At 73.3% G+C, this 16,011-nt stretch carries 8 protein-coding genes; 6 read left to right on the top strand and 2 right to left on the bottom strand.

The annotated features are described in order from the left end of the window. Together IMZ35_RS25385 and IMZ35_RS25380 are read right to left on the bottom strand one after the other, a co-directional pair. Nucleotides 1–1,505 (bottom strand): condensation domain-containing protein (locus tag IMZ35_RS25385; RefSeq protein WP_229373176.1); only part of this gene is annotated, 1,505 nt, incomplete at its 3' end. Then, entirely contained in the window at nt 1,505–3,430 is a 1,926-nt protein-coding gene (locus tag IMZ35_RS25380; protein ID WP_199443701.1) for an AMP-binding protein, read from the bottom strand. The genes IMZ35_RS25380 and IMZ35_RS25385, both read right to left, overlap by 1 nt. 301 nt (nt 3,431–3,731) lie before the next feature. Between IMZ35_RS25380 and IMZ35_RS25375 the strand changes: the two genes are divergently transcribed. The 6 genes from IMZ35_RS25375 to IMZ35_RS25350 are packed head-to-tail and all read left to right on the top strand — an operon-like array spanning nt 3,732 to nt 15,879. Further along, the gene (locus IMZ35_RS25375; RefSeq protein ID WP_199443700.1) at nt 3,732–4,466 is read left to right on the top strand and encodes a thioesterase II family protein; all 735 of its coding nucleotides are present in this window, start codon (nt 3,732–3,734) and stop codon (nt 4,464–4,466) included. Next, a complete protein-coding gene (locus tag IMZ35_RS25370) occupies nt 4,463–7,558 on the top strand; it encodes a condensation domain-containing protein (RefSeq protein ID WP_199443699.1) in 3,096 nt (1,031 codons plus the stop codon). Before IMZ35_RS25375 ends, IMZ35_RS25370 begins: the two co-directional genes overlap by 4 nt. 41 nt (nt 7,559–7,599) lie before the next feature. After that, the gene (locus IMZ35_RS25365) at nt 7,600–7,800 is read left to right on the top strand and encodes an MbtH family protein (protein WP_199443698.1); all 201 of its coding nucleotides are present in this window, start codon (nt 7,600–7,602) and stop codon (nt 7,798–7,800) included. 36 nt (nt 7,801–7,836) lie between these two features. Then, entirely contained in the window at nt 7,837–12,294 is a 4,458-nt protein-coding gene (locus IMZ35_RS25360; protein ID WP_199443697.1) for a non-ribosomal peptide synthetase family protein, read from the top strand. A gap of 25 nt (nt 12,295–12,319) precedes the next feature. Beyond that, the gene (gntD, locus tag IMZ35_RS25355) at nt 12,320–13,360 is read left to right on the top strand and encodes a guanitoxin biosynthesis L-enduracididine beta-hydroxylase GntD (protein WP_199443696.1); all 1,041 of its coding nucleotides are present in this window, start codon (nt 12,320–12,322) and stop codon (nt 13,358–13,360) included. A 44-nt stretch (nt 13,361–13,404) separates the two neighbouring features. Then, complete coding sequence (locus IMZ35_RS25350) at nt 13,405–15,879, top strand: amino acid adenylation domain-containing protein (RefSeq protein WP_199443695.1); 2,475 nt, start codon at nt 13,405–13,407, stop codon at nt 15,877–15,879. The last annotated feature ends 132 nt before the right edge of the window (nt 15,880–16,011 follow it).

Here is a 16,011-nt window from a genome sequence, read left to right as displayed (position 1 = left end):
GTCAACACCCCGTCCACCGCACGCACCGCCACCGCACCCGGCGACCGATCCACCTGCCCCTCCACCAACCGGTGCAGACACGTCGACGCGTCGGGAACGACCGGCGACCGGGTCAACGCGTCCCGGCGTGCCACCTCCTCGTCCGTCGTGACGTCCACGTCGGACAGCGGGCTGTCGAGGCGGTCGACCAGCGCGGCGACCGCGGCGGTGAAGCGGTCGGCGAGCAGAGCGGCGGTGGCCGGGTCGAACAGGTCGGTGTCGTAGCTGAGGAAGCCGGTGAGGTGATCCTCGCCCTGCCACAGGTACAGCTCGTAGTCGTGCCGGATGCCCGAGGGCGCCGCGGTCAGCGGGCGCACGGCGAGATCGCCGAGGTGCGCCGGGGGCAGATCGTCCTGCAGCACCAGCAGCACGTCGTACACCGGGCCGTTGTCCGCCGTCTTCCCCATCACGGCTTCGAGCGGCACGTGCACGCGTCCGTAGGCGTCCAGGCAGGTGTCGCGGACCGCGTGGAGCACGTCGCGCGGGGTGCGCGCGGACGTGGTGTCGGTGCGCAGCGCGATCATCGTCGCGAGTGGGCCGATGGCGCCCGGTGCCCGGTGGCGTGCTCGCGTCGCCACCGGCGAGCCGACCGTGACGTCCGCGTGTCCGGCGGTCCTCGCGAGCACCAGGTGCAGCGCGGCCAGCAGCACCATGAACGGGGTGACGCCCTCGGCCGCGGCCAGTTCAGCGACGCCGCGCAGCAGATCGCCGCGGAGCGTCACCGGGACCTGGCCGGAGCGGAACCGGCGCCGTGCGGGCCTCGGCCGGTCGGTCGGCAGGGCCAGCGGAGGCGCGCCGGCCAGCCGCTCGCGCCACGCCGCCAGGTCCGCGTCGCCGGGCTCGGCCGGGATCGCGGGCAGCGGGGTGGCCGGGGGCAGCGGCTGTCCGGCGTAGAGCGCGGACAGCTCGGCGAGGAACACGCGCAGCGACCACCCGTCGGCGACGACGTGGTGCGCGAGCAGTTGCAGCACCGCCGTGCCGTCGCGCAGCTGCCACAGCGCGACGCGCCACAGCGGTCCTGCGGCGAGGTCCATCGGCTCGTCGGCGCGGGCCGACGCGTCCGCGCGTGCCTGCGCGCGACCGGCAGCGGGGTCCCGGTCGGTGAGGTCGACGACCGTCAGGTCGGGCACGACCTCGTCGGCGACCACGCAGGCCGTCCGGTCCGCACGCGGGAACGTGGTGCGCAGGACGGGATGCCGCCGGGCCAGCGCGGCCAGCGCGGCCGCGAGGTCGTCGGCGCGGACCGGGCCGTCGACCTCGGCGTCGAACCGCAGCACGTTCACGGCGGTGCCGGGGTTGAGCTCCTCGAACAGCCGCAGGCCGAGCTGGATCGGGTTCACCCCGGGGGTGGGCTCCTCCGGCGTCCGCGCGCGCCACCTGGCGAGCAGCGTGCGGCCGAGGTCCGCGGAGACGGAGGACCCCTCAGCTCCGAGGTCCTCCGGTCGGGGGTCGGCGGGACGCGCCATCACGCGGAACCCCTCGCCATCGCGGTGCGGACGCGCGCGGTGGCCTCCGCGGGCGCGACGCCGTCACGCGCCCACAGCGCGGCCAGCCGCACCGTCAGCTCCTTGGGGGACTGGGCGACCAGCACCAGCTCGACCGGCACCGGCAGTGTGAGCGCGTCCTCCACGACGCCCGCGATCTCCGCGGCCCGCACGGAATCTCCGCCGAGCGCGGTGAGCGTGTCGGTCGGTGAGCAGGCGGGCACCTCGCAGACGGCGGCGAACACCGTCGAGAGGAACCCGGCGATCACGTCCGCCTGCGGGCCGGGGACGGCGGGCGTGGTGGCGACGACCTGTCCGGTCAGCTCACCGGCCAGGTAGCGCGTGCGGGCGAGCGACCGCTGGATCTTGCCGCTCGTCGTGCGCGGGAGGGAGCGCGGCCGGCAGAGCGCGACCGCGTCGACCCGCACGCCGGTCCCGGCCAGCACCCTGGCTCGGACGTCCTCGGCGACGTGCTCCGGCGAGTGGCCCGCGCCCGCGAGTTCGACCGCGATCACCACCGTGTCGTCCGGGCCGCTGAACGCCGCCGCGGTCGGCCGCAGGAGCGGGTTGTCCTCCACGGCGGCCGACTCCAGGTCGTGGGCGTGGTGGTTGACCCCGTTCTGGATCAGCACGTCCTTGCGCCTGCCCGTGACGACCAGGTGCTCCTGACGCAGTCGGCCGAGGTCGCCGGTGCGCAGGTGCCGCACGCCGTCGAGCACGGCGAACGACTCGCCGTCCGCCTCGTCGTTCCAGTAGCCCGCGCTGACGCTGGGGCCGCTGAGCCAGATCTCGCCCTCGGTTCCTGCCGGCACGGGGGTGCCGGTGTCGGGATCGACGATCACGAGGTCGTGCCCGGCGATCACCGGACCGCAGTCCACCCTGCCCTCCTCGTCCACGCCGTCCGCGGCCGACCAGTGCCTGCCGGTGACGATGAGAGTCGCCTCGGCGAGGCCGTAGCACGGGAGGAACGCCTCGGGGCGGAAGCCGTGGGGGGCGAAGCGTTGCGCGAAGTCCGTGATGGTCCGCTGCCGGACCGGCTCGGCGCCGTTGAACGCCAGGCGCCAGGTGCTCAGGTCCAGCTCGGACAGGTCGGCGGTGGCGCGGCGCAGGCACAGGTCGTAGGCGAAGTTCGGGCCGCCGGTGTGGGTGACGCCGAGATCACTGATCTGCCGCAGCCACGTCAGCGGATTCTTCAGGAAGTGCACGGGTGACATCAGGCGCACCGGAAATCCTCCGTGCACCGGGGTGAGTATGAATCCGATCAACCCCATGTCGTGGTACGGCGGCAGCCACGACACGACCCTGGCGGACTCGTCAAGGCCGAACACCGATGCGATTCCCTCGATGTTGGCGATCAGGTTGCGGTGCCGCAGGACGACGCCTTTCGGCTTGCCGGTGCTGCCCGAGGTGTACTGGATGAGCGCGACGTCGTCCTCGCCCGGCAGGGCGGCGGGCGGCGTCGCGGGTCCCTCGGCGTCGAGCGCGATCACGTCGGGCAGCACCAGGTCGGGCGCGCTCGCGGTGAGCACGCCGAGCACACCGGGGTCGGCGAGCAGCGTCGTCGCACGGGAGTCGGCCAGCACGCGGGCGAACCGGGCGGCGATGCGCTCGCTCGCGCCCAGCAGCGGCGGATAGGCGGGCACTGCGGGCACACCTGCGAGGAGGCAGGCCCACATGGCCACGACGAAGTCCAGGCCGGGCGGGTAGAGCAGCAGTGCGGGCTCCGGCGACGCGCCCTCGGGACGCAACCGAGCTGCGGCCCGCGACGCCCTGGTCAGCAGTTCGCGGTAGGTGATCGCGTCGACCCGGCCGTCGTCGTGCAGGTACTCGTACGCGATCTGGTCACCGCGGTGCGCAGCGTTGTGGACGAGCGCGTGCGCGAGGGTGCGGAAAGCTCGGTTCGGCATCAGCGCATTCCATTCCCGTGTCGCAGCGGCAGAAGAATCGGGAGGCAGGTTCCCCGGTGAATTTATGTGACGCCCCTCTCGACTGGCTCTCACTTCCGTACCGCTCACCTCTTAACCCGGCCCGCCTTTCTTGACGACCCCGCGGGTAAAACTGCTAGGAATTAGACGCCCGCCACGACCGGCCGGTGAACGAGCGGCCGGTCGCCGGAGTCGCTCGGATTTCCCGTTCTCCACCGTCCCGACGGAGGTGCTCGTGCACACGGTCCGACCACGTCCGGGGTGGTTCACGTCGTTCGGCGACGTGCCAGCCGCGACGCACCAGGTGGTGTGCTTCCCGCACGCCGGAGGGAGCAGCTCGACGTTCCGGACGTGGCACGCCCACGCGTCGTCGGTCCGCGTCACCGCCGTGCTGCTCCCCGGCCGCGAGGCGCGGATGAGCGAGCCCCCGGCGACGGAGATGGACGGACTCGTCCCGCTGCTGGCCGACGCGCTGCGGCCGCTCACCGGCCGCCCGTACGCCTTCTACGGGCACAGCATGGGCGCGCTGGTGGCGTTCGAGCTCACGCGCGAGCTGCAGGCGCGGAACCTGCCGCTGCCCTCGGCGTTGTTCGTCGCCGGCCGCGACGCTCCGCAGTACGGCGACACGGACCAGGTGCACCACCTGCCGGACGACCAGCTGCTCGCGCAGCTGCGCACGTGGGACGGTCTCGGCGCCGGCGACGAGCCGGACCTGCCCCAGTACGACGAGCTCCTCCGGCTGATGCTGCCCACGATCCGGGCCGACCTCACCCTCGCCGAGACCTACCAGTACCAGCCGCGACCACCTCTGCCGACGCCCGTCCACGTCCTGCGCGGCACCGAGGACCCGCTGGTGCGACCGGGCGACGGGGGGTGGGCGGAACAGACCTCCGTCTCCTGCACCGTCACGGAGTTCACCGGCGGGCACTTCTTCGTCCAGGACCACGAGCGCGCCATCGTCCAGTTCGTCGAGACCGAGCTGGGCGGGGCCCGCACCGAACGGGGGTGCAACCGATGAGCAGCTCGTCCTTCGCCGGAGGTGTCGGCGGCGGGGAGTCGCGCGACTACGGCGACTACTTCGTCCTGTCCGCCGCGCCCGCGCAGCGCCGACTGTGGTTCCTCTGCCAGCTGGACCCCGCGAGCAACGCCGCGTACAACGTGGTGAGCGCGGTCCGGCTGACCGGCGAGCTGGACGTCGTGATGCTGCAACGGGCGCTGAACGAGGTGGTGGCGCGGCACGAGAGCCTGCGCACCGGCATCGGCCTCGTCGACGGCGATCCGCACCAGCTCGTCGTGCCCGAGACGCTGGTGTCGCTGGCGGTGGTCGACTGCACCCACCTGTCCGCCGACGCCGCTCTCGCCTCGGTGCGGCGGCTGGCCGCGGACCAGGCGGCGCTGCCGTTCACGTTCGACGCGCCGCCGCTCGTGCGGGTGGCGCTCGTGCGGGAGTCCCGGCACGCCCACACCCTCGTCGTGGTCATCCACCACATGGTGTGCGACGGCTGGTCGATGGACGTGTTCTACCGCGACCTCGCGACCACGTACCAGGCGCTGCGCGAGGGCAGGCCCTCCGACCTGCCCGAGCTGCCCGTCCAGTACGCCGACTACGTCGCGTGGCAGGAGCAGAACCTGACCGAGCAGCGGATGGACGAGCTCGTCGCCCACTGGCGGGACACGGTCACCGGGACCGCGCCGCTGCGGCTGCCCGTCGACCGGCCCCGCGACCGGCGCGGCGGCGCGGGCGGCAGGGTGGAGATCGAACTCGACGCCCAGCTCGTGGGCGAGCTGAACGGACTGGCCGACCGCGCGGGCGCGACACCGTTCATGGTGCTCCTGGCCGCGTTCAAGGTCGCGCTGGCCCGGATCACCGGCCAGGACGACATCGCCGTCGGCACGCCGGTGGCGGGAAGGCACCACCCCGACGCCGAGCAGCTGGTCGGCTACTTCGCCAACACCCTGGTGCTGCGCACCGGGCTCGCGCCGGAGCAGCCGTTCTCCGCGGCGGTCGCCGCGGTCCGCGACACCTGCCTCAGCGCGTTCTCGCACGACCGGATGCCGTTCGACCGGCTGGTGCAGGAACTGCGGCAGACCCGCGTGCTGGACCGCAACCCGCTGTTCGACGTCATGTTCTCCATGCAGAACACGCCCGGCGTGAGCTTGACGCTGCCCGACCTGACGATGTCCGCGGTCGAGCTGGGCCCGACGGCGGCGAAGTTCGACCTGTGGCTCACCGTGCTGCCCGACGGCGACCGGCTGCGGCTGCGGCTGGACCACGACCTCGGCCTCTACGACGAGCGGACCGCGGCACGCGTTCTCGACCTGCACCGCGCCGTCCTGGTGCACGCACTGCGCGACCCGGACGCGCCGATCGGCGCACTGCCCGCCGCCGGACCCGCCGACAGGACGGCGGCCGAGCGCTGGGCCGTCGGTCCGGCCGGCACTCCCGCCGACCGGACCGTGCTCGAACTGCTCGCCGCGCGTCGCGCCGACGACGTGGTGCTGTCCGCGGCGGACGCGGTGCTGACGCTGCCCGAGCTGCGGCAGTGGGCCGCGGACCTCGCGGCGCGGCTGCGGGCGGACGGCATCGCGGGACCCGGCGTCGTGGTGACCACACCACCGGTGCCCTCCGCCGCGCTGGTCGCCGTGCTCCTCGCCGTGTTCGACGTCGGTGCGGTGCTCGCCTACGGCCGCAAGCACGATCGCGCGGGAGCGTTCGTGCGGCACGCGGAGGACGAGCCGGGCGGCTGGCTGATCACGACCGGACCGCGGTTCGACCCGGTCGCCTCCGCGCCCGCGGCGGACCTCAACGGGCCCGCGTGGCGGGTGCCCCACCGCGGCGGGGAGCACGCCGCCGTGCTGTCGCACCGGTCGCTCACCGCGACGCTGACCGCCGTCGCCGACCGGCTCTCGATCACCCCCGACGACGACGTCCTGCTGCTCGCCGGCACCGGAGCACCGCACCCCGTCGACCTGCTGCTCCCGCTCGTGCGGGCACGCAGCCTGCTCCTGGTGAGCCAGGACGCCGGACCGAGCGGGCCGCCCGCCGCGTTCGTGCTCGCCGACGCGCCGACCTGGCGCAAGGCGCTCACCAGCGGCTGGCAGCCGCCGCAGGGCACCAGGCTGGTGTGCCGGGACGAGGTCGTCGCCCCTGACCTCGCCGACGCGCTGGCGCGCACGGGACACCCGGTCTTCCTCTGGCGCACCGCGCCTCCCTACGGCCTGCCCGTCGACCTCGCGCCGCTGGACCGCTCCCTCGGCCGCCACCTCGGCCCACCGCTGGCCGGGACCACCCGGCGCCTCCTCGACATCGCGGGCGATCCGGTGCCGATCGGGCTGGTCGGCGACCTGCACGTCGCGGGGACCGGGCACCCGGCCGAGCCGACCGGGCTGCGCTGCCGCCACACCGGGAACGGCGAGCTCGAACTCATCGGCCCGGCGCGCGGCAGGCTCGTCGTCGGCGACCACGTCGTCGCGCTGGCCGCGGTGGAGCGCGAGCTGGCCGCGCTCGACGGGGTGCGGGCCGCGGTGGCCGCGGGAGCGGGAGACGGCGAGCTGGTCGCGTGGGTGGTGCCCGAGGAGACCGTGCGCTCCGACCGCGAGCGCGACGCCGTCGCCGCACGGGTGCGAGCTCGCGCGCAGGCCGTGCTGCCCCCGCACGAGGTGCCCGCGCTGGTGGCCGTCGTCGACGAGATCCCCACCGCGTCCGACGGCACGATCGACCACGCCGCGCTGCCCGCGCCGCCCCGGCTGGCGGCGCGCGCGGTCGAGACCGACGTGCGGCCGCGCACCGCGACGGAGCGACGTGTGCTCGCGATCTTCCGCGACGTCGTCCCGGTGCGGGAGTTCGGGATGCACGCCGACTTCTTCTCCCTCGGCGGGCACTCGCTGCTCGCGGCCAAGCTGATCAGCCGCGTCCGGGCCGAGTTCGGCGTGCTCGTGCCCATCCGCGACTTCTTCCGCGACCCGAGCCCCGCGGGCCTCGCGGGCGCGATCGAGCGGCTGGAACGCGAGCGCGACGGGCGCGCGACAGGCCGGCGGGGGCTGTCTCAGGACCTCCTCGCCGGCATGTCGGACGACGAGGTCGACCAGCTCCTCCGCCAGCTCAACTGACCAGGACCACCGGACCGCACGACAACCACGAGGAGACCGGCATGGGCATCGACGACGCCGACACGACCTTCCAGGTCGTCGTCAACGAGCAGGAGCAGTACTCCATCTGGTTCGCCGACCGGCAGCTCCCGGCGGGCTGGACCGCCGAAGGCGCGACCGGGACGAAGCAGGAGTGCCTGAAGCACATCGAGAAGGTCTGGACCGACATGCGTCCCCGCTCGGTCCGTGAACGCTCCGCCTGACAAGCCATCCGACAGCGACGACGGGAGTCAACCACGATGAGCAGGCAACCCGACCTCAGCAACATGACAGCCGACGAGAAGCGCGCCCTGCTCGTCACCTTCCTGGACGGGCCGGCCAAGGGAGCGCCCGGCAACCTCACCCTCGAGCAGCGCAGGCTCTGGCTCCTGGTCCAGCTCGACGTGAAGCGCCCCTGGCACAGCAGCACCGCGGTGCGGCTCACCGGCCGGGTCGACTCGGCCGCCGTGCAGCAGGCGCTGGCGGCGACCGTGCAGCGCCACGAGGTACTGCGCACGACCTTCCGGGAGGTGGACGGTCACCCCCTGGCCACGGTGAAGCCGGTGGCGTCGCTGCCGCTGCCGGTGGTCGACCTGAACGCGGACGACCTCGACGCCGAGCTCGCCCGGGTGGTCGCCACCGAGGCCCGCACCCGCTTCGACCTGGCACAGGGCCCGCTGGTGCGGGCGAGCCTGCTGCGGGTGAGCCCCGAGAACCACGTCCTGCTGCTGACCGCGCACCAGCTCGTCGCCGACCGGCCGTCCGTGCGCAAGCTCGTGCGCGAGGTCCTGGCCCGGTACGCGGAGCTGACGGGCGGAACCGAGGAGGAGAGCGGCGCGGGTGTCGCCGACCTCGTCGCGCTCGGCGCCGCGCAGCGCGAGTGGGTCGGCACCGACGACGCGGCCAAGGACATCGACTACTGGCGCACGCGCATGGCGGCGATCACGACGTTGAACCTGCCGACCGACCGCTCCCGCCCGCCGACGAAGACCATCGACGCCGACGTGGTCACGAGCGCCGTCCCGCCGTCGCTGCGCGCCGCGCTGGAGGACTACGCCGGCGGTGAGCGGCACACGCTGTCCGACGTGCTCCTCGCCGGGTACGCGTCCGTGCTGTCGCGGTACGCCCAGCAGCTCGACTTCGCCGTCGGCGTCGCGGTGCCCCCGTCGTGGCTCCCCGACGGCGACGAACTCGTCGGCCCGCTGGAGAACACGCTGCCGCTGCGGTTCGAGCTCGACGGCGGCGAGTCCCTGTCGAGCCTGGTGTCGCGCACCGAGGTGGCGCTCGGCGAGGCCGTCGAGCACGCGCGGCTGCCGTTCGAGCAGATCGTCGAGGCGGCCCAGCCGCTGCGCGACCTCAGCCACACCCCGCTGTTCCAGGCGTTCTTCGCCTTCGAGGAGGAGTGGGAGACCAGGGAGCTGCCCAGCGCGACCGCGCAGCCCGTCGACCTGGTGACGACCTGGACCCCGCACGACATCGACCTGTACGCGGTGCGCCGCGGCGGTGAGCTCTCGCTGCGCGCGCAGTACAACACCGACCTGTTCGACCGGGAAACCGTCGAACGGCTGCTGTCCCACGTCCTGCTGCTGCTGGAGTCGGCGGTCGCCGAGCCGCGGCGTCCGCTCGCGGACTTCCCGCTGCTGACCGCGGACGAGCGGGAGCGCATCACCTCGTGGAACGCCACGCAGCACGAGCACACCGGTCCGTGGACGCTGCACGGGCTGGTGGAGCAGGCGGCGGCGGCCAACCCGGACGGTGTCGCGCTCACCTCCAGCACCGCCGAGATGACCTACGCCTCCCTCGACCTGCGTGGCGAGGCGCTGGCCGCCGAACTGGCCGAGCACGGCGTCGGCGCCGAGAGCCGCGTCGGCGTGCTCAGCGACCGCTCCGTGCACGCCGTGACCGGGCTGCTCGGCGTGCTCAAGTCGGGTGGCGCGTACGTGCCGCTCGACCCGTCCTACCCGGCGGAGCGCATCGAGGTCATCGCGAAGGACGCCGACATCACGCTGCTGGTCGGCACCCCGGACGTGCTCGCCCGCTTCTCGGACACGCTGCCCGACATCACCCGCGTCACGATCCCCACGAGCGACCCGGCCACCGCCGTCACCCGTCAGAAGACGCACACGACCGGGAACGACCTCGCGTACATCATCTACACCTCCGGGTCCACCGGCCGGCCCAAGGGCGTCGCCGTGGAGCACCGGCAGATCGTGTCCTCGACCGTGGCGCGGTCGGTGTGCGAGGAGCCGGGCCTGCCGGAGCGCTACCTCGTGCTCGCGCCGCTCACCTTCGACGCCTCCGGCGGTGGTCTCTACTGGACGCTGCGGCGCGGTGGCACCGTGGTGCTGCCGAACGAGCAGGAGGTGCTCGACCCCGCGCTGCTGAGCGGCCTGATCAGGACGAAGTCGGTCACCCACGTCGACGGCGTGCCGTCGCAGTACGCGGTGCTGCTGGAGTCGCACCCGGAGGCGCACGAGTCGGTGCGCACGACCGTGCTGGCGGGCGAGCTGCTGCCGCCCGGCCTCGTGGCCGAGCACTTCCGCCGCGCGCCGAACTCGGCGCTGTTCAACGAGTACGGCCCGACCGAGGCGACCGTGTGGGCCTCCGTGCACCGGGTGACCGGTGCGGACGCGGAGGCGAGCAGGGTGCCGATCGGCCACCCGATCCCCAACACGCAGATCCGCTTGCTGGACAAGCAGTTCAACCCGGTGCCGCCCGGCGTTCCCGGTGAGCTCTGCATCAGTGGTGGCGGCGTCGCCCGCGGCTACGTCAACCGGCCGGCGGCCACGGCGGAGCGCTTCCTCCCCGACCCGTTCTCCGACACGCCCGGCGCCCGCCTGTACCGCACCGGCGACCTGGCGAAGTACCGGCCGGACGGCGCGATCGAGTTCCTCGGCCGCGCGGACACCCAGGTCAAGATCCGCGGTTTCCGCATCGAGCTGTCGGAGATCGAGAACGTGCTGCTGCGCCACCAGCTCGTGGCCGAAGCGGTCGTGACGGTGCGCGAGGACCAGCCGGGCGGACCGCGACTGGTCGGCTACGTGGTGCCGGTCGTCGGCCGGGTGCTGGCTCAGGAGACGCTGATCAAGCACATGCTGGGTCAGGTTCCCGACTACATGGTGCCGAGCGCGTTCGTCACGCTGGAGCGGATGCCGCTCACCCGGCACGGCAAGATCGACACGGCGGCGCTGCCGGCCCCGGAGGTGCTCGCCGCGGGCGAGTTCGTCGAGCCGCAGACCCAGCTCGAAGCGGAGATCGCGGAGACGTTCGCCGACCTGCTCGGCATTCCCAAGGTCAGCGCCACCGGCGACTTCTTCGCGCTGGGCGGCAACTCGCTGCTCGTCGCCCGTCTCAGCGCGCAGCTCTCGCGGCAGCAGGACGTCTCGCTGCCGGTGGAGCAGATCTTCCGCGTGCCGACGGTGGCCGGTGTGGCGCAGGCCATCGAGGAGAGCAGGCGCCAGCAGGACAACGTGGACAGCGAGGTCCTCTACGCGCAGCAGCTCGCGGAACTGCACGCCGAGCTCACGCTGCCGGAGGAGATCACGCCGGGCGACCTGCCGCGCGCGGACTTCCTGGCACCGCACGACGTGCTCGTCACGGGCGCGACCGGTTACCTCGGCGCGTTCCTGGCCGTGGAGCTGGTGAAGCGCACCGACGCGACCGTGCACTGCCTGGTGCGCGGGGAGAGCGAGGACGCGGCATGGGAGCGGCTGGAGGAGACGCTGCGCGGCTACCAGGCGTGGGACGAGTCCTACCGCTCGCGGATGAAGATCCTCCTCGGTGACCTGGCCCAGCCGAGGTTCGGGCTCTCCGACGAGGAGTGGGACACCTGCGCCGGGCTCCTGGACTCCGTCTACCACAGCGGCGCGGTCGTCAACTTCACCTTCCCGTACGAGGCCGCGCGGCCGGCGAACGTCGAGGGGACCAAGGAGGTGCTGCGCCTCGCCACGACGAAGACGCTGAAGGCGGTCCACTTCATCTCCAGCGTGGACGTCTTCATGGGCACCGGCGCCGAGCGGCCGTTCACCGAGGAGGACCTCGACGAGCGGCCCATCCGGATCCCGACCGGCTACCCGCGCAGCAAGTGGATCGCGGAGAAGCTCGTCCACATCGCGCGGGACCGCGGCGTGCCCACGACCGTGCACCGCCCGTGGATGATCACCGGTCACGCCGACACCGGCGCGTCGCACCACACCGACTACCTCTACGTCTACCTCAAGGGCTTCCTGGACCTCGGTGTCCTGCCGTACTACGACGACGTCATCAACGCGGTGCCGGTGGACTTCACGGTGCAGGCCTGCGTCTACACGTCGCTGCGGGAGGAGAACTTCGGCAAGACCTTCAACGTCACGAACAAGGAACCGACGACGATGCAGCAGTGCTACAAGTGGCTGCGCTCGTTCGGCTACGACCTCAACGTCGTGGACGAGGAGGACGCCCGTCAGCAGGCGCTCGCGGTGGACGAGGACCACGTCCTGTTCCCGATGACCCCGCTGCTGCGCGTCGCCACGATGCGGCACGCGGCGCTGGACCCCGAGCTGCAGAAGCGGGTCAACCCGTTGGACGAGTGCCGCGTGCTCACCGAGGCTCTCGAGGGTTCCGGCATCGAGTGCCCGCCGGTGAACGAGCAGTGGGCGCACTCGTCCTTCCGCTTCCTCGTCGACAACGGGCACCTTCCCGCCCCCGAGGACGTGGTGCCGCAAGGCACCTCCGCGTGATTCGACCGGATCGAGGATGGCATCCATGAACTCCAGGACGCGAACGAGGAACGAACAGGCGGTGGTCCGGCACGTGCGGCTCAGCCCCGAGGACGGGGCGACGCTGGACGCGCTGAGCAGGGACCTGCTGTCCGCACACGGGTCGAGCACGGCGCCGGACCTGATCGCGACGGCGCTCGAACAGACCCACCGGCTGCCGACCACCCTGGTCGAGGAGCTGCGAACCCTGCGCCTGCACGAGACGGTGCCCGCCCTGGTCGTCCACGGGCTGCCCGTGGACGACAAGCGCATCGGCCCGACCCCGCTGGACTGGCAGGACCGCAAGGAGCACGACGAGTCCGAGGTGCACGAGGTCTTCCTCGTGCTCGTCGCCGGGCTGCTCGGCGACATCTTCGGGTGGTCGACGTTGCAGAACGGCAGGCTCGTGCACGACGTGCTGCCGATGCCGACGCAGGAGAAGGAGCAGAGCGGTCACGGCACCGTCGAGCTGGCCTGGCACACCGAGGACGGGTTCCACCCGTACCGGTGCGACTACCTGCTGCTCCTCGGTCTGCGCAACCACGACGCGGTGCCCACCGTCGTCGCGGGCATCGACGGGGTGCAGCTGGACCAGAAGCACCGGTCGGTGCTGACGCAGCCGCGGTTCCTCATCCGGCCGGACAACGAGCACCTCAACCAGGCACGCGTGCTGGTCGAGGGCTCCGGCGAGGTGCACCCGATGCAGCACATGCAGGACTCCCCCGAGCCCTGCGCGGTGCTGTTCGGTCATCCCGACCAGCCCTACCTGCGCATCGACCCGGTCTTCATGTCCGCGATGCCGGGTGACGCCGAGGCGGCCGCGGCGCTCGACGCGCTGACCGGAGAGCTGCAACGGCACCTGGTCGAGGTGGCGCTCGACCCGGGTGACCTGCTGGTGGTCGACAACTACAAGGCCGTCCACGGGCGCAGCGCGTTCAGCGCCCGGTTCGACGGCACCGACCGCTGGCTGAAGAAGGCCGTCGTCACCAGGGACCTGCGTCGCTCTCGCGCCCACCGCGGCGCGGCGCACGAGCGCGTCCTGCTCTGACGGCGGTCGCTCCGAGAACGGAGGACCGGAAGGAGGGATGGCACGTGTCCGACGAGGACCACCTGGTCGAAGGTCTCTGGCTGGTGCACGGCGAGCTGGACGTCGACTCGCTGCGTGCTCGCGTGGCCGAGGAGCGGCCGCCGCTGCGGCTGGTCACGCAGGACGTGGCGCCCGGTGGCACCGAGTCGGACTGGAGCCATCTGCTGCGGCACGAGGTCGCGGCCGCCCGCGCGGACACCACGTCCGCGCGGGTGCTCCTGGCCCGCGTCGCCGAGGACCGCTTCCTCGTGGGGGTCGTCACCGCGCCGACCCTCGCGCCCGACGCGGTGCTGCGGTGGCTGCTCGACCCGACGGCGTCGTTCCCGGCCGGGGACGACGGCTGGACCGGCGCGGACGTGCCGGCCCCGCCGGTGGTCGACGTGCCCGCCGCGCTGGAGCGCGGACCGTCGTCGTCCGGATCGTCGGCCTCCGTGCACCGGCTGGCCGCAGCGGTGGTCTCCCGCCTGCGGTCGGCCGGTCTCCAGGAGACCGCCGTGCTGGCGGCCGGGGTCGCGCTGCTGCTGCACCGCTGCGGCGGGCCCGCGGCGAACGACCTGGTCGTGACCGGCCCCGAGCCGGTCGCGATCGGGTTGCGGGTGGCGGAACGGGAGCGCGGCGGCGAGTTCGTGCGCCGGGCGGAGAAGGCGATCGCGGACGGCGTGCCCGTCCACCCGCTCACGCGGGCGGTGATCGCCGTCGGCCGTTCCGCGCCGGTGGAACCCGAGCTGATCGGCGCGCATCGCGTCTCGCCCGTCCGGGTGCCAGGAGGCGGCGCGCTCCACGAACTCGTCGTGCTCCTCGACGGCGACCGGCTCCGCATCGACCACGACGCCGGGCGGTACGGGCAGGAAGCGGTCGAGACCTTCGCGGACCGGCTGGTGACCGTCCTCGACGCCCTCCTCGACGACGTGCCGGTCCGGGCGGTGACCGGGCTCACCGAGCGCGAGCGGACCGACGTGGACCGGTGGTCGCGCGGTGCGACGCACCCGGTCGAGGACACCTGCCTGCACTCGCTCGTGGCGCGGTGGTCGGCGCGGACACCCGACGCACCGGCCGTGCTGTGCGGTGACACCGTGCTGACCTACCGCGAGCTGGACGCGGGCGCCGAGCGGCTGGCGGGCGTGCTGCGCGCCCGCGGTGTGCTGCCGGGCGACCGCGTCGGGCTGCTGGCCGAGCGTGCCGCGGACTCGGTCACGGCGATGCTCGGGGTGCTCAAGGCGGGCGCGGCGTTCGTGCCGATCGATCCGGCGTTCCCACCGGACCGGGTCCGGCACGTCCTGCTCGACTCCGGTGCCGGGGTGCTGCTCGCGCACCGGCGCCCCGACCCGGTGCCGCCGGTGCCCGTGCTGAGCCTCGCGGACCAGACCGGCGCGACGGGCGTCGCGGCGGACGTGCCCACCTTCCCCGACGACACCGCCTACGTCGTCTACACCTCCGGGTCGACGGGCACGCCGAAGGGGATCGCCGTGCACCACCGGGCGATCGTCGCCTCGACGTCGGCCCGGCAGGCCGGGACCTCACCGCCGGAACGCGACCTCGTGCTGCCCGCGCTGTGCTTCGACGGCGCGTTCGGCGGCCTGTTCTGGACGCTGACCACCGGCGGCACCGCGGTGCTCCCCACCGAAGCGGAGGCCCACGATCCCGGCGCGCTCGCCGCGCTGCTCGACCGCGCGCACGTCACGCACGTCCACGCCGTGCCCTCCCAGTACGACCTGCTGCTGCGGGTCGCCGCGCCGGAGGCGCTCGCGCGACTGCGAGCGGTGTCGCTCGGCGGTGAGCCGCTACCACCGCGCCTGGTCGCCCGGCACCTGCTCGACTGCCCGGACAGCGCGCTGTTCAACGACTACGGACCCACCGAGTGCGCGGTGTGGGCGACGACGCAGCGGTGCGGTCTGGCCGAGGTCACGAGCGGCGACGTCCCCGTCGGCGGTCCCGTGGCCGGCTACCGCGCCCACGTGCTCGACCCGCTGCTGCGTCCGGTGCCCCCCGGTGTGACCGGCGAGATCTACCTCGGCGGTCCGGGCGTGGCACTGGGCTACCACGGCAACCCCTCCCTGACCGCGGAGCGGTTCCTGCCGGATCCCCTGGAGCCCGGCGCGCGCCTCTACCGCACCGGGGACCGGGGCCGGTGGTCTCCGGACGGACGGCTGCGGATCACCGGACGCGTGGACGACCAGGTGAAGGTGCGCGGGTTCCGGATCGAACTGCGCGAGGTGGCGGCCGCGGTGCGCGCCCACCCCTCGGTCGCCGACTGCGCGGTCCTGCTGCGCGGCGACGCCGGGACCGAGCAGCTCGACGCCTTCGTGGAGCCCTGCGCCGAGGTCACCGAGGCCGACCTGCGCCGCGCCGTGGCCGCGGTGCTGCCCGGCTACATGCGTCCGGACCGGTTCACCCTGCTTCCCGCGTTGCCGCGCACCCCCGGCGGCAAGCTCGACGTGCGGGCGCTGCGGGAGATCGGCTCTGGCCGGACCGGGCGTTGATACCGGAGTGAGAATCGGCTGCGCTACCTTGCGTAGCGCCGCGCGCCGCTTCCCGCAGCGACAGCCGCGGCCACAATATGCGGACACGCCACCGAGCGCACGCGAATCCGCCGGAGCAGCGCCGCTCCGATC

Source organism: Umezawaea beigongshangensis (assembly GCF_016464305.1).
Taxonomy (GTDB): Bacteria; Actinomycetota; Actinomycetes; order Mycobacteriales; family Pseudonocardiaceae; genus Umezawaea_A; species Umezawaea_A beigongshangensis.
The sequence above is the reverse complement of the archived record's forward strand: the minus strand, read 5'-3'. Positions and strand labels throughout refer to the sequence as shown.

What these genes read in the sequence shown, in the direction of transcription:
- IMZ35_RS25380 (WP_199443701.1), bottom strand. Translation starts at nt 3,430, where the DNA reads ATGCCGAACCGAGCTTTCCGCACCCTCGCGCACGCGCTCGTCCACAAC.
- IMZ35_RS25370 (WP_199443699.1), top strand. Translation starts at nt 4,463, where the DNA reads ATGAGCAGCTCGTCCTTCGCCGGAGGTGTCGGCGGCGGGGAGTCGCGC.
- IMZ35_RS25365 (WP_199443698.1), top strand. Translation starts at nt 7,600, where the DNA reads ATGGGCATCGACGACGCCGACACGACCTTCCAGGTCGTCGTCAACGAG.
- IMZ35_RS25360 (WP_199443697.1), top strand. Translation starts at nt 7,837, where the DNA reads ATGAGCAGGCAACCCGACCTCAGCAACATGACAGCCGACGAGAAGCGC.
- gntD (WP_199443696.1), top strand. Translation starts at nt 12,320, where the DNA reads ATGAACTCCAGGACGCGAACGAGGAACGAACAGGCGGTGGTCCGGCAC.